Raw genomic sequence first — 18,762 nt, 5'->3', positions numbered from 1 at the left:
GCTACCTACGCACCACGCGCTACCTCCCGCACGGCAGCCACAATGTTGGGGTAGGCTCCGCAGCGACACAGGTTGCCGCTCATGTACTCCCGGATTTCCGCATCGGTACCGGCTTTACCTTCCCGCACGCAGGCCACGCCCGACATAATCTGGCCCGGAGTGCAGTAGCCGCACTGGAAGCCGTCGTGCTTGATGAAGGCTTCCTGCATGGGGTGCAGCACCTCCCCTTTCGCCAATCCTTCAATGGTCATGATTTCCTTGCCCTGGTTCATCACGGCCAGGGTCAGGCAGCTGTTGATGCGGCGGCCGTCGACGTGCACCGTGCAGGCCCCGCACTGGCCGTAGTCACAGCCTTTCTTGGTGCCGGTCAGGTCCAGATTCTCGCGCAGGGCATCGAGCAGACTCACCCGGGGCTCGGCCCGCAGGGTGCGAACGGTGCCGTTCACGCGCAGCGTCATCTCCGTTACGCCCTCTACCGTTTTGGAATACGCCGTCAGCCGCTCAGCCTGACTGATGAGGGGCGGGGCCAGCGCCAGGCCCAGAATGCCGCCGGCCTGCTTCATAAAATTTCGGCGGGAGCCGTCGTTCGGGGCGCCACCGGGCTGAGGGGAGGCCGACTCGGGCGGAAAGTCGTTGGACATGGCGGGCAGAGGTTAGTGGTGAGAGGGCCGAGGCGGATCAGCGCGGCAGAGCACGGGTTTGGCAAACCGCCGGATAGCGTGAAATCAACAGTCTGAAATACTCATTGTTCGCCAGAAAGTTGGGCGTCGGTAACCGCTGTCATACGGGCTACACTCTATAGTAGAGCAGATGCCGGGCTAAAAATCCAGTCCCGGCTCAGCCGGCCGGGGTAGCCAAAGCGCCTGATATCGGGCTAAGCTGAGCGCTGATCAGTCATTCCGGTGCCATTAACCCCGCCCCCAGTCCGCCCCTGCCGGCCTGGGTGGCTGGTGACCGGGCACAAAAAAACCCCGACGAAACCGCCGGGGCATTTTTCATATATGGAGTGAGCTTAGCTTTTTGCCTTCATTTTGTAGGTGCGCTGGCCGGCATCTTCCTTGTGTCTGGCCTTTTGCTCGACACGCTGCTGGGCGAATCTGGTGTACTGATCGGCAGTCAGGATTTCCCTGAGCCGGGCATCGTAGCGCTGGCGGTCGGCCTGCATACCGGCCCGGCGACCCGCCTTGTTGGCATCGGCGGCGTACCTGGTGCGGTCGGCCTGCTTTTCCTGAGCCTGAGCCAGGTAGAGCTGCCGCACCTGCGCAGCTTGAGCATCCGATAGGTTCAGGGATTTGGTCATGCGCCTGGCGGCGTGGTCGGCGCGCTGCTCGGGCGTTTTGGCGGCTTTACCGGCCTGCTCGTGCTTGCCTTTATGCCTGGCTTTGGTCGTTACGGTCTGGGCGGAAACCACCCCGGCGGAAAAGGAGAAAGCGGCGAGCAGCAGGAGGATCTTTTTCATGGCGGCAGAACTGAAGTGGGTTGGTTGTTTTTGATTTATCGGGGAAGAGCAACCCCCTTGGTTGCTGCCTCCGATAGCTCAACAGACAACTGACGTGCCAATCCCGACCATTCAGGCCGCCGCGGAAATAAAGATGAACTATACTTTTCGGCGTTAAACCTCCCGCCCGGCGCGCCCTCTAAGCGCGCTTTTCCCCCGGTTCTTCGGGTTTCGGATTGCCGCCAGGGCGACCCGTATGGCCGGGTTGCGAAACATGTTCACGGCCCGCCCGGCCTGTTACACCAGCTCGCTCATTTTCTGCTTGCGGTAGGCCGAAGGGCTCTGGCCGGAGATTTTGCGAAACGTCTTGTTGAAGTGCGACAGGTTGTTGAAGCCGCTGGCGTAGCTGACGTCCGTAATCGGGGCTTCCGTCAGCAGCAGCAGGCAGGCCTGGTTGACCCGGTATTCCTGCACGAAATCGGTCAGGGTCTGGCCCGTCATCTTCTTGAAGTAGCTGCAAAAAGCCGGCACCGACAGATTAGCCAGATCGGCCAGCTCGGCTACCTCAATGGTGCGACCGTAGTGCTGCTGAATGTGGTGGTAGATCTGGTTCAGGCGCTCCTTCTCCTTGCCGTATTTCCCCAGGCTGCCGCTGCCGGCGTGCAGCACAAGCACGTCCGGGGCCTCCGCTAATTGCTGCAACACCTGCAACAGGGTGAGCAGACGCTGGAAAGAAGGCTGCGTAATCATCTCCCGCAGGGCCGCGCCCACCGAAGCCCGGGTTTCGGGGCCGAAGGACAACCCCTGGTGCGAGCGGGTAAAGAGCTGCTGAACCGCGGCCAGCTCCGGCAGCTGCCAGAACGCCTCCCCCATCATATCGGCCCGCAGCTGCAGGACAATCTGCTCGTAAGGGTCCTGCCGCCCGTAGCTGAAGCTCAGGTGGGGCAGGTTGGGGCCGATGAATACCAGCTCTCCTTCTTCAAAGCGGGCAATATGCTTGCCGATATGCCGCCGCCCGCCGCCCGAAGGAATGTACACCAGCTCGTATTCCGGGTGGTGGTGCCACACCATGCCGCTGTTTTTCACGCTGGTATGATGCAACAGGGTGAATGAGCTGCCCGTGGAAGTCTGAATATTTTCGAATTGCAGTTTCATGGTAGTAATGCTGAAATGAGGGAAAAAAGTGGTTCAATAGCCTGACTTGCTAAATACAGCACCTGAATAAATGAATGCAGGCGTAGTAAACCCTGGGGCACTCTGGTACCTTTGCTTAAGTAGAAGGTAGGCACTGCGCCTTTAGGGCCGCTTCCTTCAACCTTAGATTTCATTTTCAATCCGAAGCACGTTCGGGTTTTAGAATAACAGAATAGCGCGGCACCATCGCAGGCAGATGGTGACCGACAAGAGCTGACCATGACCACGAAGCAGAGCTTCGGAGTCGGGGCCAGGATCGGACCGGAGTTGGGTGGGAATTTTTCTCCGGTTTCTGATTCCACTAAAAGTCGTTCCGGGTGGGGCGGCTTTTTTTATGCCCTTGCCGGTCGGCCGCGAGTGAGTCAGCAGCCCGGGCCGACCGGCTAAACTACGGCTGATTGGTGCTTTACTCAGCATTATCAAATTGTTTCCCGGGCAAATATAGTTAACCCAGCACCACTATCGACCAAACCGGTGGTAGCGGGCCCATGGCGGGGCCGCTACCTTTGCTGCTTGTTTATCCGAGATGCCATGCCTCAGCTGCTGACTCGTGCTTCTGCTGCCCCGCGGTCAACCAACCAGGCCCGCTTCGCGGTAACGCTGATCTTCTTTTTGCACGGCCTGCTGTTTGCCAACTGGGCGGCCCGCCTGCCGGAGCTGGAGCTGCGCTACGGCCTCTCCCACCGCGACCTGGGCCAGGTGTTGTTCTGTCATGCCATGGGGGCGTGGTGCGCCATGCCGGCCGCCAGCTGGCTGATTCAGCGCCTGGGCACGGCCCGCCTGACCACGGCCGGGGCCCTGCTCTTCTGCGGGCTGATTCCCGGTATGGCCCTGCTGGCCGGCCCCACGCAGCTGATGGCTTTATTTTTCCTGCTGGGGGCAGCTACCGGTCTGCTCGATGTGGCGATGAACAGCCAGGCCCTCCAGGTGGAGGAGCGGCAGGGCCGGCCCATTATGTCGTCGTTTCACGCCGCGTTCAGCTTTGGCGGAATGCTGGGGGCGGGAGCCGGGGCCCTGAGCACCCGGCTGGGGCTGGGACTGGCCCCGGCCCTGCTCAGCTTTTCGGCCGTCAGCCTGCTGCTCGTGCTGGGCGCGGCCGGCCGGCTGTTGCCCGCGGAGCCGACCGTAGCGCCGCTGGTGGCTCAGGGCCCCAAAGCCCGGTTTGCCTGGCCCAGCCCCTCCATGCTGGGGCTGGGGCTGATTGCCTTCTGCTGCATGCTGGGCGAAGGCGCCATGGCCGACTGGAGCACGATTTATCTGGTCCAGGATACGGCGGCTCCCCCCGCGCTGGCTCCGCTGGGCTACGCGGCCTTTTCGCTGACTATGACGGTGGGGCGGATTTTCGGCGATACGCTGGTGCTGAAGTTTGGGCCGCGCCTCATCGTCGCGGCGGGTGGGCTGCTGGCTTTGGGCGGCTTGCTGAGTATGCTGCTGCTGCCCACGCCCCTGGTTGGCATCGGCGGACTTTTCCTCATCGGGCTGGGCCTGGCGGGGGTGGTGCCAACGGTATTCAGCGCCGCGGGCCGGCAACCGGGGATGGCGCCGGGGGTGGCGGTAGGCCTGGTGTCAACGATTGGCTACGGGGGCTTTCTGCTGGGGCCGCCGCTTATTGGCTGGCTGGCCGATGGCTTCACCCTGCGGGCCGCGCTGGGCGTAGTGGTCGGGCTGCTGGCCTTGCTGGTGGTGGTGGCGCTGAGCGTACGTTTCGCCCCCGCCCCCGCCGGCAACGGCCCCGCCAAGGCCTGAGACTTGTTCCCGAATAAGCAATAATGAAAAAAGAACGTCATGCTTCATCTGGCGTCCGCGCAGCCGAAGCATCTTTACCGCATTAGTAATCAATGCTACAGCAACAAAGCGGTAGAGATGCTTCGACTGCGCTCAGCATGACCGCTGAATTTGCGCTTTTCTGTATTTAGGAACAAGTCTCTGAACTACTACCCCCTTTATGATGGCAGCGGTTTAGTAGCTCAGCATAGTCTGTCATCCTGAGCACAGCGAAGGACTTTCCTCTGTCATCCCTCCTCTGTCATCCTGAGCAAAGCGAAGGACCTTCCTCTTTTAGCACTCTAAAGCGCCTTTCCCTGCACAACATCCTTCTCCGCGCCGCCGGGCAGGGCTTGGCTCGTTTAACCAGGCTGGGCAGGATATGCGAGGAAGGTCCTTCGCTTTGCTCAGGATGACAGGCGAAGGATGACAGGCGACCAAAAAAATTGAATTACCAAACTGCTTCAGTGCGAACACCCTATGCTCCGTGACCTCCCTATTTTATTGTCGATAGCCAGAAGTACTTCACCCTCAACCACAACGCTCATGACTCGTCATACCCTCCTTTCCGACCTTACCCCCGGGCTCACCCAACGCAGCACCCACGAGCTGAAAACCTGGCCCGCCTGCTTCGATGCGGTGGAAGCCGGGATCAAGCCCTTCGACGTGCGCGAAAACGACCGCGACTTTCAGGTGGGCGACGCCCTGCTGCTGCGCGAGTACGAGCCCGAGAGCGAACAGTACAGCGGCCGCACGGCCGCCCGCTGGATCAGCTACGTGCTGCTGGGCGGCACCTTCGGCGTGGAGGCGGGCTGGTGCGTGCTGGGCTTTGGCGAGCAGCCGCCCCTGCCGCCCGGCATCAACGACACCAAGCTCTGGTAGCGGGTACCGGAGCCGACGCCCCGGCCAGCCCCTGGCCTGGAGCAGGTTTCAGGATGGTGTGTTTGGCCGTTCAACGGGAGGCCTCACCCCCCGGCCCCCTCTCCGAAAAAGGAGAGGGGGAGCCAACCGGCAGATGCGTGTCCGGTGTTCCCTCTCCTCCGGAGAGGGGGTCAGGGGGTGAGGCGACCACCAGAACGGCCGGGGCTGGGAATTCAACCGGTCTGTCATCCTGAGCAAAGCGAAGGACCTTCCTCGCCTATCCTGCCCGGTGTGGTACAACGAGCCAAGCCCTTGCCCGGGGCGTGGAGGAGGATGTTGCGCGGGGAAAGGCGTTTTCGAGGGCGGAAAGAGGCAGGTCCTTCGCTTTGCTCAGGATGACAGACGAAGCATGACAGACGAAGCACGACAGACGAAGCATGACAGGTGAGGCATGACAGACCGGTTGCATGATTAAAACCGCTGCATTATAACCTTGCGGCCCTTATCTTCCCCGCCCGATTTCTACCCTAGCCTTATCCGCTTTGACTTACCCCGACTTTGAAGCCCGCTGGAAGCCCGCCGGCGGCGCGGAACGGGCCAACTACGGCCTGTTTCTGCAAGACCTCTGCGACCTGCTCGGCGTGCCCCGCCCCGACCCCACCACCGACGACCCCGCCCAGGATGCCTACGTGCTGGAACGGGCCGTGCAGTTCAACGACGGCACCAAAAAAAGTACCGGCCGCATCGACCTCTACCGGCGGGGGTCCTTCGTGCTGGAAACCAAACAGGGCACCGATACCCCCGACCACCAGCAGAAGCTGGACCGGGCGGAGCTGGGCCTGCCCGCCGCTACCCGCCGCAAGGGCCACGCCGTGCGCGGCTCCGCCAAGTGGGCCGAAATGATGCAGGCCGCCCGCCAGCAGGCCCTCGGCTACGTGCGCGCCCTGCCCGCCGACGAGCCCCGCCCCCTGTTCGTGCTCGTGGCCGATGTGGGCTACTGCCTCGACGTGTACAGCAACTTCGCCGGCGTGGGCGATTCGTTCGTGCCCTTCCCCGACCAGACGCGGTTCCGGCTGCCGCTGGCGGCCCTGGCCGACGAGGGTACGCGGGGCATGCTCCGCCAGATCTTCCTGGACCCCAGGGAGCTGGACCCCAGCCGCCGCGCCGCCCGCGTGACGCGGGAGCTGGCGGCCCGGCTGGCGAAGCTCTCGGAGCAGCTGGAACGGGCCGGGCACGCCCCGGAAGTGGTAGCGCAGTTTCTGATGCGCTGCCTGTTCACCATGTTTTCGGAAGACGTGGGCCTGATTCCCAAAGCCTCGTTTACCGGCATGCTCAGCCAGTACGGCACCCGCGAGCTGCTGGAGTTTCTGCCCGACGCGCTGACCAACCTCTGGCGTACGATGGACACCGGCGGCTTCAGCTCCGACCTCAAGGCCCGGCTGCGGCGCTTCAACGGCAAGCTGTTTCACGACGCCACCGCCCTGCCCCTCACCGCCGACCAGGCCGAGCTGCTGCTCCAATCGGCGAAGGCCGACTGGACGGAAGTGGAGCCGGCTATTTTCGGCACGCTGCTGGAACGCGCCCTCGACCCCAAAGAGCGGCACAGCCTGGGGGCGCACTACACCCCGCGCCGCTACGTGGAGCGCCTGGTGCTGCCCACGGTGCTCGAACCGCTGCGCCGGGAGTGGGCCGCCGCCCAGGCCGCCGCCGCCCGCCGCCTCGACGAAGGCCAGCCCCGCGACGCCCGCGCCGAGCTGGTCCGCTTCCTGACCCGCCTCACCAGCCTCCGCATCCTGGACCCCGCCTGCGGCTCCGGCAACTTCCTCTACGTGACGCTCGAACACCTCAAGCGGCTGGAAGGCGAAGTGCTGGCCGCCATCAACAGCTACGGCCAGACGGGCCTGCTGGAGCTGGGCGGCGGCACCACCGTGAGCCCCCACCAGCTGCTGGGCCTGGAGCTGAACCCGCGCGCGGCCGCCATTGCCGACGTGGTCTTGCGGATTGGCTACCTGCAGTGGCACCTGCGCACCTACGGCCCCTCCGAGCTGCGCGAGCCGCTGCTGGATGAGTACCAGAACATCCGCCAGCAGGATGCCGCCCTGCAGCACGGCCCGCCCGTGCCCCGCCTCGATGCCCGGGGCCAGCCCGTGACGCGCTGGGACGGCAGCACCCGCCTGCACCCGGCCACCGGCCAGCCCGTGCCCGACGAAACCGCCCGCACGCCCGTACTCGACTATCCCAACCCCAAGCCCGCCGAGTGGCCCCAGGCTGATTTCATCGTCGGCAACCCGCCGTTTGTGGGGGCGAAGTATATGCGTGATGCTTTAGGCGACGGCTACACCGAAGCCCTGCGCAAAGCCTACAAAGGCAAGGTGCCCGACTCAGCCGATTTGGTGATGTACTGGTGGTACAATGCCGCCGCCGCCGTGCAGCGCGGCGCTTCCGAGCGGTTCGGCTTCATCACCACCAACAGCCTCAAGCAAACCTTCAACCGCCGGGTGATGCAGCCCTTCCTGGAAGGCGACCCGGCCCCGCTCACCCTCACCTTCGCCGTACCCGACCACCCCTGGATTGATGCTTCTGGTGGAGCTGCGGTACGGATTGGTATGACAGTAGTCGAACGGACCATGGCCGTACCCGCACAAGGCCAGCTGTGGATCCTGAAAACGGAATCCTTAGCAGAGGGCGACGAAGCAGCGGAAGTAACTTTTGAGGAACAGGAAGGGAATATCCTTCCTGACCTTTCAATAGGTGCCGATTTAGATAGTGCTAATCCGTTGAAATCGAATCAAGGCTTATCAAGTCCGGGCGTAAAACTTCATGGTGCTGGGTTCATTGTAAATTCTGAAAAAGCTATTGAGTTAGGAATAGAAAGTATCGAAGGAATGAAAACTCATATTCGTCCTTATCGCAACGGGAAAGACCTTGCTGACAGACCTCGTGGAGCGTTTGTAATTGATTTATTCGGCTTAACATCAAGTCAACTGATTGAAAAATATCCTGCCGTTTATCAGCACGTAGCCGAGTATGTCAAACCAGAAAGAGACCAAAATAACCGTGCTACATACCGGGAAAATTGGTGGGTATTCGGTGAGGCAAGAAGCAATTTTAGACCTGCTTTAAAGGGATTGTCTAGATACATAGCTACAGTAGTTACTGCGAAGCATCGTTTATTTCAATTCTTATCGGAGGATATTCTTCCCGACGATGCATTAATTGCCATTGCGCTTGATGACGCCTTTCAGCTTGGTGTGCTTTCAAGCCAATTCCACAAGGTTTGGGCACTTGCAGCAGGCGGTACTTTGGAGGACAGGCCGCGCTACAATAAGTCCCGTTGTTTCGACCCGTTCCCCTTCCCCGCCGCCACGCCCGAACAGCAAACCCGCATCCGGGAGCTGGCCGAACAGCTCGACGCCCACCGCAAACGCCAGCAGGCCCAGCACCCCACCCTCACCCTCACCGACCTCTACAACGTGGTGGAGAAGCTGCGCGCCGGCCAGCCCCTGGCCACGGCCAAAGACCAGACCATCAACCAGCAGGGCCTGGCCTCGGTCGTGCTCAGCCTGCACCAGCAGCTCGACACCGACGTAGCCGCCGCCTACACCTGGCCCGCCGACCTGCCCGACGCCGAAATCCTCCAGCGCCTCGTCCGCCTCAACCACGACCGGACCCGCGAAGAACAAGCGGGCCACGTCCGCTACCTCCGCCCCGCCTACCAGGCGCCTTCTTCGAAGGGAAGTAGTACTGAGCAATTAGTAATTAATGATGGCTGGGCCACACCCGCCAAAGCTGACTCATTACTCAGTCCTAATTCCTCAGTACTAATTGACTTCCCCAAAGAGCTGTCCCAGCAGATGCAGGCCGTCCGGGATGCCGTGCAGCAGGCCGGCCAGGCGGTAAGTACGGCCCAGGTCGCGGCCCGCTTCCGCCGCACCAGGCCGGAGAAAGTGCAGCCCCTGCTGGATACGCTCACCGCCCTGAGCCTGCTCCGCCAAACGGAAGAAGGCGCCTACGCGGCCTAGCTTACCGGCCCGGCATTGCTCTGGTACAGCAGCTGTTCAGCCAGTCAACAGCCCACCCCGGCCCGTCAGGCTGAGCCTGTCGGAGCATCTCGCGTGCTGACGGTGGAGTAGTAATCAGACATCGGCACGCGAGATGCTTCGGCTGCGCTCAGCCTGACGGTCTGTTTTTTTGTGTTTTGGTATTTGGGAACCGGTCTAGCAACTAAGTGAAATACAGGAACAGTCCGGCGCAATTGGCAGGAGCTGGCCCCCCGGCGGCCCACCGGAAAAACAAAAACCCCGTTTGCAGCCTGCAAACGGGGTTTGGTGTAGAGAGGATGGGATTCGAACCCACGATGACCTTTTGGGCCATACACACTTTCCAGGCGTGCTCCTTCGACCACTCGGACACCTCTCTGGGACAAAGTAACGTCCGAATTTCGGGATACGCAAACGCCGGGGCTATACCAGCGTTATTTCCCCGCGCAGGTCGTAGGTGAGCAGGTGGGCCGTTTCGGCGGCGGTTTTGCGCAGACCCAGCACAAACATGAGCTTGGTGATGGCCGCTTCGGTGGTGATGTCGGCGCCGCCGATGATGCCGAGGTCGGTGAAGTGGGCGCTGGTTTCGTACTGCCCCTGAATCACCCGGCCTTCCTCGCACTGGCTTACGTTGAGCAGGAACAGGCCCCGCTCGTGCGCCTCGCGCAGGCAGGTCAGGAACCAGGGCGCGGTGGGCGCGTTGCCCGAGCCGTAGGTTTCGAGCACGCCGCCCCGCAGGTCGTCGATTTCCAGCATGGCCCGCACCACCCGTTCCGTGATACCGGGAAACAGCTTCAGAATGATTACCCGGTCCTCCAGCTGCTGATGAACGCGCAAGGGGCCGCCCGGCAGCAGCAGAATATGCTTGTCGTCGAAGGCGACTTCGATGCCGGCGCGGGCCAGGGGTGGGTAGTTCTCGCTGCGAAACGCGTTGTACTGCTGGCTTTCCACCTTTTTGGCGCGGTTGCCGCGAATCAGCAGGTCGTTGAAGAACACGCATACTTCCGGCACCCGCACGGTGCGGGCCACGGGGTGGCGGGCGGCGGCAATGTCGAGGGCCGTAATCAGGTTGCGGCGGGCATCGGTGCGGATGCGGCCCACGGGCACCTGCGCCCCGGTGAAGATGACCGGCTTGCCCAGGTTTTCGAGCAGGTAGCTCAGCGCCGCCGCCGAGTAGGCCATGGTATCGGTGCCGTGCAGCACCACGAAGCCGTCGTAGCGGGCGTAGTTTTCGCCGATGATGCGGGCCAGCAGCAGCCAGTCGGCAGGCACCACGTTCGACGAGTCGATGGCTTCGGGCAAACTCAGCACCGCCAGGTTCATGGGGAGCTGGCGCAGCTCGGGCATCTTGCGGCGGATCTGCTCAAACTTCATCGGCACCAGCTCACCGCGCCGGTTAAACTCCATGCCCACCGTGCCACCGGTATAAATAACCAGCACCGAAGCCGCCGGCCGCCCCCCGATTTCCGCTTCACTGGTCTGGATACTGGTAGGCTGGGGCAGGTTGACGGGCATAGGGCGGGAAAGTAGGCAGTGAGGGCAGAAGGCAGAAGACCGGGAAGGCCGGGAAGGCCGGTGAGGCCGGGAAGGCCAGCAACCGAAAAGAACGTCATGCTGAGCGAAGTCGAAGCATCTCGCGTGCTGTCGTTAGAGTAGCAATCAGACATCAGCACGCGAGATGCTTCGACTGCGCTCAGCATGACGTTCCAGGGTGTGTGGACCGTAAGGCCAAAGGAACGTCATGCTGAGCGAAGTCGAAGCATCTCGCGTGCTGTCGTTGGAGTAGCAATCAGACATCAGCACGCGAGATGCTTCGGCTGCGCTCAGCATGACCGTCTTTTTCGGTTGCTGGCCACACACTCTGGAGCGTGTGGACACTTAGCTAAAAGGGCCTTTGAAGCCATCGAAACAGTCATGCTGAGCTTGTCGAAGCATCTCTACCGAACGTTTTGCCGCAAAAAAGCGGTAGAGAGGCTTCGACAAGCTCAGCATGACGTTCTTTTCGGTTACTGGCCACACACTCTATGGGAAGACCCTACAGCTTAAAAAGCTCCTGAGCGTTGCGGGTGGTGGCGGCGGCTACTTCGGCTTCGGTCTTACCCAGCAGCGTGGCCACCCGCCGGGCAATTAACGGCAGATACGAGGGCTCGTTGCGCTTGCCGCGGTGGGGCATCGGCGCGAGGTAAGGGCAGTCGGTTTCGAGCAGCAGGTGTTCGAGGCCGAGGCCGGGCAGCACCTGGTCGCTGCCCCCGTTCTTGAAGGTAGCCACGCCGCCGATACCCAGCCTGAAGCCCAGCCTGATGGCCCGTTCGGCTTCTTCCTTAGTCCCCGAAAAGCAGTGAAACACCCCGCGCAGCGTCCCGTCCTGGCCTTCTTCGATGAGGTCAGCGGTTTCCTGGAAGGCGTTGCGGGTATGCAGCACCAGTGGCAGGCTATGCTTTTTGGCCAGCCCGATCTGCACCCGCAGCGCTTCCTGCTGCTGGGCGAAGAAGGTTTTGTCCCAGTGCAGATCGAGGCCGCACTCCCCTACCGCCGCAAACGGGCGCTTGTTCAGCCAGTCCTCCACCTGGTACAGCTCCCGCTGAAAGTCCTGACCCACGGAGCAGGGGTGCAGGCCCATCATGGCAAAGCATTGCTGAGGATAGTTAGCTTCGGTTTCGAGCATCACGTCCACGCTGGTGTGGTCGATGTTGGGCATCACGATGGTGGTGACGCCCGCCTCGAAGGCGCGGCGCAGAGCGTCGTCGCGGTCGGGCTTGAACTGCTCGGAGTAAATATGGGCGTGGGAGTCGGTGAAGTGCATTTTTGGGGCCTGGGGCCTGGAAGGAATGGGCGGGTGGGGGCAAAGTTAATTCCGGTGGCTACTTATCGGCGCGGCGTAGGGTGAAGGGTGAAAACGATTACCAGGCACCAGGCACTACCCATACTGCCGGCCTTTCCAGTCGAAGCGGAACCGCAACAGCCGGAACAAACCCAGGCCCAACGTGAGGGCCACGGTGTACACCTCGAAGGCGGGAAGCAAAGCCCAGCGCAGCCGCAGCCCCGCCCGGCGGAAGCACAGGTGCGCCAGGATGCCCTGCACCAGCATTTTGGCCCCCAGAACACTGAGCGCGGCCACCGGGCCGGCCACCCCGGCCAGGATCAGCAGTGGCAGGTAGAAGGCGCCGTAGAAAATCAGCCCTCCCTGGAGCCAGCCCGGCAGGTCCTCCACCCCGCGCAGCCACCGCCGCCGCTGATGAATCAGCCCCAGGGGCGTGGCCATAGGCAGGGAAATGGCGAGTATCAGGGGCTGAAACAGGTTGCGGGAGGTGAAGCCCCGGGCCAGCACGGCCTTGAAGAGCTCGAAATCTTCCGTGACGGAGAACGGCAATGCTTCGTAGCCCCCGGTCGACTCATAGGCGGCGCGGGTTACCAGCATGTTGTTGCCCATGGCCGTCACGGGCCGGCCCAGGTCCGACACCACCTGCACCAGGCCCAACGACAGCAGCCAGTCGAGCCCCTGGAGCTGATCGAACAGGCGCGGCCCCTGCACCACCGTGAGGCCCGTGACGGTCCCGACGCGGCTTTCCGGGGTCAGCACGGGCGCCAGCAGGCCTTCGACCCAGGTGGGCGGCACGGCAATGTCGGCGTCGGTGATGAGGAAGAAGTCGGCGGTGGCGGCGCGGGTGAGGTGGGCCAGCACGTTGGCTTTGCCCCGGGCAGTACCCAGCGTATCGGTGATGGGCAGGCAGCGGAAGTGGCCCCCATAGCCCTGCATGGCCGCTTGCGCCACCAGGGCCGTGCGGTCGGTGGAGGCATCGTCGCCGAGCAGTACTTCGATCAGGTGCGCCGGGTAGCTCAGCCGGCGAATAGCGTGCAGGCAGCGGCTGATGGCGGCTTCCTCATTGCGGGCCGCAATCAGAATGCTGACGCGGGGCAGCGGCGCCGCCAGCGGTGCCGCGACCGGGGGCCGGCGCCGCCAGAACAGCAGGATAGCCGTGGCCAGCAGCAGAAACCACAGGCTGAAGTAGAGGATGAGCAGCGCCGGCATGGGTTAAAGGGCAGCGAACCGGAAGCCCAGCCCGGCAAAGTGCGCCAGGTAGCGCGGCAGCACGTAGCGCAGGTTGCGGCGGGCCTTCACGCTGTCATGAAACACCACAATGGAGCCGGGCCGGGAGTGGCGGATGGCCGACTGCAGACATTGCGACGCCGGGAAGTCGCGGTCGTAATCATAGGTCAGCACGTCCCACATCACCACCTGGTGGCTGGTGCTCAGGGCGCGGGCCAGCGGCCGGGTGATCCGGCCGAACGGCGGGCGCAGCAGCGGCCGGGCTTCCGGGGCGGGCAGCAGCCGGTTCAGCTCCTGCTGACAGCGGGCCACGTCGGTCAGAAAGTCCGCCTGCGAATGGCTCCAGCCGCTGATGTGGTGGTGGGTATGGTTGGCCAGGCGGTGGCCGGCGGCCAGGGCGGCGCGGGCAATACCGGGGTGGCGGACCAGGTTTTCGCCCACGCAGAAAAAAGTAGCCCGGGCATCGTACTCCGCCAGCTGGGCCAGCACGAAGGGGGTTTCTTCGGGCACGGGGCCGTCGTCGAAGGTCAGGTAGAGCGTGCGGTCGGGGCCGGGCATTTCCCAGAGGCAGTCGGGCAGTAAGCGCCGTACGGGAGCCGGCATTCGGAACAGACGCACTTTTTTTACTTAGTAATTAAGAATGAAAAGTTAAGAATTGGGTGAACCAGAGCCGTTTCTACGGGTCACTTGTAACGCGAAGTTTCACTTCGCAGCCCGTTGCTGACGGCGGGCAACAAGTCGCGAAGTACAACTTCGCGTTACCTCAACACTGATTCCGAAAATGCCCGAAGCGCGGGCAAGATACTGGAAAAGGGCGTGGAACAGCCCAGCCCTGCTGTTGCCCGACAGGCCGAAAGGCAGACCGAGGGTGCCGAATTCTTACTTGTCCGTTGCCTGCAAAACTGCCTGCCACAGCGCCGCCGCGCTCTGGTCCCAGGAAAACCGCGCGGTGTTGCGGAAGCCCCGCTCTATCAGGCGCTGGCGCAGCTCCGCGTCGGCGTGCATGGTTTCCAGGCCCCGGGCAATGGACCCGACGCTGAACGGATCGACCAGCAGGGCGGCGTCGCCGGCTACTTCGGGCATACTGCTGCAATCGGAGGTGATAACGGGGCAGCCGCAGGCCTGGGCTTCAATGATCGGGATGCCAAAACCCTCGAAGTAGGGCACGTACACCGTAGCCAGCGCCGCCGCGTAGAGCTGGACCAGTTCCTCGTCGGTGACGCGGCCGGTGAGGTGGACGGCGGTGCGGTGCTGCATCTGCTGGTACGCGTCGAACATGGGACCCGCTTTCCAGGCGGTGCGGCCCACAATCAGCAGCTTGGCCGGCGAGCCGGTCCGGGTTTTGAATGCGTCGAAGGCCCGCAGCAGGTGCACCAGGTTTTTGCGCGGCTGCAGGGCGCCCACGAACAGAAAGTAGGGTTTGCCGGCGCCGAACCGGTCGCGCACGTCCTGCTGCGCGGTCGGCAGCAGGGGCCGGAAATGGTTGTCGGCCGCGTTGTAGACCACCCGGATCCGGTCGGCGGCAATGCCGTAGGTAGCTATCAGGTCCTGCTTCGTGGCTTCCGACACCGCTACCAGCACCCGGGAGGCCCGGGCGAAGCGGGGCGCGAAATACTGGTAGTACCGGCGCTGCAACATCCCCACATCCTGCGGAAAATGCTCGAAGGCCAGGTCGTGCATCACCGTTACGCGGGGGACGCGGGTGCTGAGGGTAGTGAAGCCGTCGGGGCTCAGGAATACGGCCGGGCGGTGGCGGGCCAGCCAGGCCGCTACGGCTCCCTCAAACCAGGCCACGAACAAAAAAGGATGGCGGGCCGAAGGATACAGCACGTGCGGCACCACGTTGGCGGCGAAGAGGTAGCGCGGGTCGTAGGCGCGGTCAAAAAGGAAGTGGAAGGTGTGCTCCGGGTGCTGGCGCACGAGGCGGCGGAGCGTTTCGTAGGTGAAGCGCCCGATGCCCTCAAGCTTGTCGCCGGGCAGCAGAAAGCGGACGTTAACGGCGATTTTCAATGAGCAATTATCAATGAACAATTATCAATGAGCAATGAGCAATTATCAATGAGCAATGAACAATTATCAATGAGCAATGAGTAATTGTCAATAAGCCTGTTGACTGTCATCCTGAAGTTTACAAAGGACCTTATGGGATAAGAACACTACTCGAAACAACGACTCGTACCAACGGAACAAGGTTCTTCGCAAGCTGACGCCAGATAAAGAACGGCAGCCGACGTGTTCGTTGCTCATTATTAATTATTAATTGTTAATTGTTAATTATCAATGAGCCTGTTGACTGTCATCCTGAAGTTTACGAAGGACCTTATGGAATAAGAACACTACTCGAAACAACGACTCGTACCAACGGAACAAGGTTCTTCGCAAGCTGACGCCAGATAAAGAACGGCAGCCGACGTGTTCATTGCTCATTGTTAATTGTTAATTGTTAATTGTTAATTGTTAATTGTTAATTGTTAATGAGCCTGTTGACTGTCATCCTGAAGTTTACGAAGGACCTTATGGGATAAGAACACTACTCGAAACAACGACTCGTACCAACGGAATAAGGTTCTTCGCAAGCTGACGCCAGATAAAGAACGGCAGCCGACGTGTTCATTGCTCATTGTTCATTGTTAATTGTTAATTGTTAATTATCAACTGCCCTTCCTCAGCTCGCTGAGCTTCACGATACCGCTGGCGAAGAGAATACCGACGAAGACCAGCCCCGCCCCCACTGCTTCCAGCAGCCACTGGTTGAGCAGCAGGCGCAGGCCCCAGAACGTGGCGCACAGCAGCCCGAACGCCAGCGCCAGCCGCGCCAGCAGCGCCCACGGAATCTGCACGGCGGACCGCTGGCCGACCAGCCACAGGTAGCCCCCGGATACGAACACAGCGCACAGCAGCGTATCCAGGGCGGCGGCCACGGCTCCGTAGCGGGGCAGCAGCACGAGGTTCAGGCCCACGTTCAGCAGGATGCTGATACCGACCAGCCAGCTGACCGGCTTTTCCTGGCCGGTGCTGGTGAGCAGGGTGCTGTAGATGGCGAAAAAGGCGTGCACCAGCACGTTGACGAACAGAATCTTCAGGCTGACCGTCATGTGGGTTAGCTCGGCGGGGGTGCTGTGGGTGAACTGCCAGAACAGCACCTCCCCCCGAAACAGCACGAAGGCGCACACGAACAGCAGCGGCACCGTGACGATGCGCTGCCCGAACCAGAGCAGCTCCTGCTGCTCGGCGGGCTGGTCGGTAGCGCGGGCAAACTTGGCGAAGAACAGCGGCAGCACCGTCCACATATACATCATAATGGCATCGACCCAGCGGTAGGCTCCGGCGTAGTAGCCGGCTTCGGCGGGCGTGGCCAGGCGTTCCAGCATCACCATGTCGATGCGCTCATTGAGGCCGTAGAGCAGCGTAATCATGGCGAAGGGCAGGCTGGCGCGCAGCACGGTGCGGGCCTGGGACCAGCGCAGACGGTAGCGCACGAAGCCGTAGAGCCGGGTGATGAGCCCGTAGAGCACCACGAAGGTAAACAGCGTCGCGGCCGAGCGGGCCACCACGTAGTTGTCGAGCGTGAGCCCAACCGTGAGCAGCGCCAGCACCAGCGCCAGCAGCAGGGCCTTTTCCAGCACCGACAGCAGGGCATCGGTAGTGAAGCGCTGGTGGGCCTGCAGGGTGCCGCGCAGAAAGCCGGTGTATTGGGTGAGCAGCAGCCCGCAGCCGGTGAGGGCCAGCAGCGTGAGCAGGTGGCCGCGGTAGCCGATCAGCCAGCCCGTGAGCAGCATCAACCCCAGAAACAGGGCCGAGAGCCCGCCTTTCAAGGGCAGAATGGTCGGAAAGTATTCGGGCAGAAATTCGGCGCTGGCCGCCACGCGCTTGGTGGTCAGCTGGGTCAGGCCCAGGTCCGACACGGAAGCAAAGATCAGGGTGAAGGCAAACAGGGCCGTGAAGGTGCCGAAGGCGGCGTGGCCCAGGCGGTCCTGCACCAGGTTTTCGACCACCACCCAGCCCGGCTTCACCAGCAGGTTGAGCAGCACGACGAAGCTGATATTTCCGAAAAACTTTTTGATGCGGCCAGAACGTGGATGGGGCGGCGAAATTATGGAAAAACCCCCGGGTGCCCGTCTTTTTTCTCCTTCCCGGCCGTCACGGCCACCCGCGGCCCGCGGCGCCGACGGCTCCCCCACTGGAATTTGCAGCCCGTGGGCCGGGGCTTTTTAGCACTACTCAATGCGGAGAAAATCGAGTAGCTTTGCCCACGCTGCTCCCCGAAAACCGGCCCCGCGCGGCTTTTATTGCCCTTTCTTTACTGCATGTCATCCCGTTCCTATTCGTTGCTGGGCCTATGGCCCGTTATCAATCGGTGGAAGTTCCTGGTCATTACCGCTGTTGGGCTGGCGCTGGCTGGCAGCGTAGTTGTGGCGCTGCTGCTGCCCAATATCTACAAGTCCACGGCCGTCTTCTACCCCACCAATCCCAACACCACCGACCCGGACCGCATCGTGACGGAGGGCGGCAAGCTCGAGCTGGGGGGCCGGACCGAAGACCTGGACCGCGTAATCACCATCGGCGAGTCGCAGACCGTGGCCGAGCTGATCATCCGGCGCTTCAGGCTGCACAAGCACTATAAGACCGGCCAGCCCGGCGACGACCAGGCCGATCAGGGGGCCCTGGATGAATTCAACGGCAACCTGACGGTGGTGCACAACGACCGCGACGCCATCGAGCTCACCTTCAAGGACCGCGACAAGGTGCTGGCCGCCAAAATCACCAATACCCTGACCCAGGTTATCGACTCCATCAACCAGCAGCTCACGGTCGAAAACCGCCGCAACATCATCGAGCTGTACCGCGAGCGGAAAGACTTTCTGGAAAAGGAATACGCCACCACCCGCGACAGCCTCATCCAGGGCCGCCGCCGCTACGGCATCTACGGCATGGACCGCGAGTCGCGCTACCTGGCCAAGGAAATCATTGAAACCGAAGCCGACCTGCGCCGGGCCGAGGGCGAAGGCGACTCCCGTCGGGCCGCGGGGCTGCGCCGGGCCCTGAAAGGCCTCACCCAGGCCGACGGCGGCAACCTGCTCAACCTGGAAAACTACGTGGCCGGCACCGATCTGCTGTCGACGCTCTACGCCCGCTTCAACGATATTCAGGGCCGCCTGATCGGGGCCCGCAGCGCCTACGAATCGGCTCAGCTAGCCATCAGCGGCAAGATTTCCTCGATTTACGTGGTGCAGAAAGCTTTCCCGGCCACCAAGAAATCGAAACCCGTGCGCTGGCTGATCGTCTTCTCCTCGGTGCTGATTACGCTGGTGCTGGCGGTGATTTTTATCACCCTGCTGGAGCTGTACCGCGGCAACCTGAGCGTGGGTAAAAAATTATGAATTCTGAATTCAGAGCCCATGCCCCCAATTCATAAG

The 18,762-nt window shown here is 62.1% G+C and carries 13 protein-coding genes and 1 tRNA gene; 4 read left to right on the top strand and 10 right to left on the bottom strand.

Annotation, left to right across the window (positions count from 1 at the left end):
- Positions 1–5: 5 nt before the first annotated feature.
- The 3 genes from ABD833_RS01645 to ABD833_RS01635 all read right to left on the bottom strand — a co-directional run bounded on the left by ABD833_RS01645 (position 6) and on the right by ABD833_RS01635 (position 2,593).
- The gene (locus ABD833_RS01645) at positions 6–641 is read right to left on the bottom strand and encodes a (2Fe-2S)-binding protein (RefSeq protein WP_345070538.1); all 636 of its coding nucleotides are present in this window, start codon (positions 639–641) and stop codon (positions 6–8) included.
- A gap of 371 nt (positions 642–1,012) precedes the next feature.
- A complete protein-coding gene (locus ABD833_RS01640) occupies positions 1,013–1,459 on the bottom strand; it encodes a hypothetical protein (protein WP_345070537.1) in 447 nt (148 codons plus the stop codon).
- Between the two features lie 276 nt (positions 1,460–1,735).
- The gene (locus ABD833_RS01635; RefSeq protein ID WP_345070536.1) at positions 1,736–2,593 is read right to left on the bottom strand and encodes an AraC family transcriptional regulator; all 858 of its coding nucleotides are present in this window, start codon (positions 2,591–2,593) and stop codon (positions 1,736–1,738) included.
- Positions 2,594–3,163: 570 nt separating this feature from the next.
- On the opposite strand from ABD833_RS01635, the gene ABD833_RS01630 reads away from it, so the two are divergent.
- The 3 genes from ABD833_RS01630 (at position 3,164) to ABD833_RS01620 (ending at position 9,279) form a co-directional block, all read left to right on the top strand.
- Positions 3,164–4,378: an MFS transporter gene (locus tag ABD833_RS01630; RefSeq protein WP_345070534.1), complete on the top strand. Its 1,215-nt coding sequence runs from the start codon at positions 3,164–3,166 to the stop codon at positions 4,376–4,378.
- A gap of 564 nt (positions 4,379–4,942) precedes the next feature.
- On the top strand, positions 4,943–5,278 hold the full coding sequence (locus ABD833_RS01625; protein WP_345070533.1) for an ASCH/PUA domain-containing protein: 336 nt from the start codon (positions 4,943–4,945) through the stop codon (positions 5,276–5,278).
- A gap of 521 nt (positions 5,279–5,799) precedes the next feature.
- Complete coding sequence (locus tag ABD833_RS01620; protein WP_345070531.1) at positions 5,800–9,279, top strand: class I SAM-dependent DNA methyltransferase; 3,480 nt, start codon at positions 5,800–5,802, stop codon at positions 9,277–9,279.
- Between the two features lie 309 nt (positions 9,280–9,588).
- Here the strand turns inward: ABD833_RS01620 and ABD833_RS01615 are convergent.
- The 7 genes from ABD833_RS01615 to ABD833_RS01585 form a co-directional block, all read right to left on the bottom strand.
- A tRNA-Ser gene (locus tag ABD833_RS01615) sits at positions 9,589–9,676 on the bottom strand.
- Between the two features lie 44 nt (positions 9,677–9,720).
- Positions 9,721–10,812: an asparaginase gene (locus ABD833_RS01610; RefSeq protein WP_345070530.1), complete on the bottom strand. Its 1,092-nt coding sequence runs from the start codon at positions 10,810–10,812 to the stop codon at positions 9,721–9,723.
- A gap of 520 nt (positions 10,813–11,332) precedes the next feature.
- Complete coding sequence (locus ABD833_RS01605; RefSeq protein ID WP_345070528.1) at positions 11,333–12,100, bottom strand: TatD family hydrolase; 768 nt, start codon at positions 12,098–12,100, stop codon at positions 11,333–11,335.
- 114 nt (positions 12,101–12,214) lie between these two features.
- Entirely contained in the window at positions 12,215–13,327 is a 1,113-nt protein-coding gene (locus ABD833_RS01600) for a glycosyltransferase (RefSeq protein ID WP_345070527.1), read from the bottom strand.
- A 3-nt stretch (positions 13,328–13,330) separates the two neighbouring features.
- Positions 13,331–13,963: a polysaccharide deacetylase family protein gene (locus ABD833_RS01595; protein ID WP_345070525.1), complete on the bottom strand. Its 633-nt coding sequence runs from the start codon at positions 13,961–13,963 to the stop codon at positions 13,331–13,333.
- Positions 13,964–14,224: 261 nt separating this feature from the next.
- Positions 14,225–15,355, bottom strand: coding sequence for a glycosyltransferase family 4 protein (locus ABD833_RS01590; RefSeq protein WP_345070524.1), 1,131 nt, complete (start codon positions 15,353–15,355; stop codon positions 14,225–14,227).
- A 641-nt stretch (positions 15,356–15,996) separates the two neighbouring features.
- The gene (locus ABD833_RS01585) at positions 15,997–17,526 is read right to left on the bottom strand and encodes an oligosaccharide flippase family protein (protein ID WP_345070523.1); all 1,530 of its coding nucleotides are present in this window, start codon (positions 17,524–17,526) and stop codon (positions 15,997–15,999) included.
- A 126-nt stretch (positions 17,527–17,652) separates the two neighbouring features.
- Here ABD833_RS01585 and ABD833_RS01580 point away from each other — a divergent pair, with 126 nt between their 5' ends.
- Complete coding sequence (locus ABD833_RS01580) at positions 17,653–18,726, top strand: GumC domain-containing protein (RefSeq protein WP_345070522.1); 1,074 nt, start codon at positions 17,653–17,655, stop codon at positions 18,724–18,726.
- The last annotated feature ends 36 nt before the right edge of the window (positions 18,727–18,762 follow it).

The sequence above is a fragment of the Hymenobacter fastidiosus genome (genome assembly GCF_039539565.1).
GTDB classification, from domain to species: Bacteria; Bacteroidota; Bacteroidia; order Cytophagales; family Hymenobacteraceae; genus Hymenobacter; species Hymenobacter fastidiosus.
The sequence above is the reverse complement of the archived record's forward strand: the minus strand, read 5'-3'. Positions and strand labels throughout refer to the sequence as shown.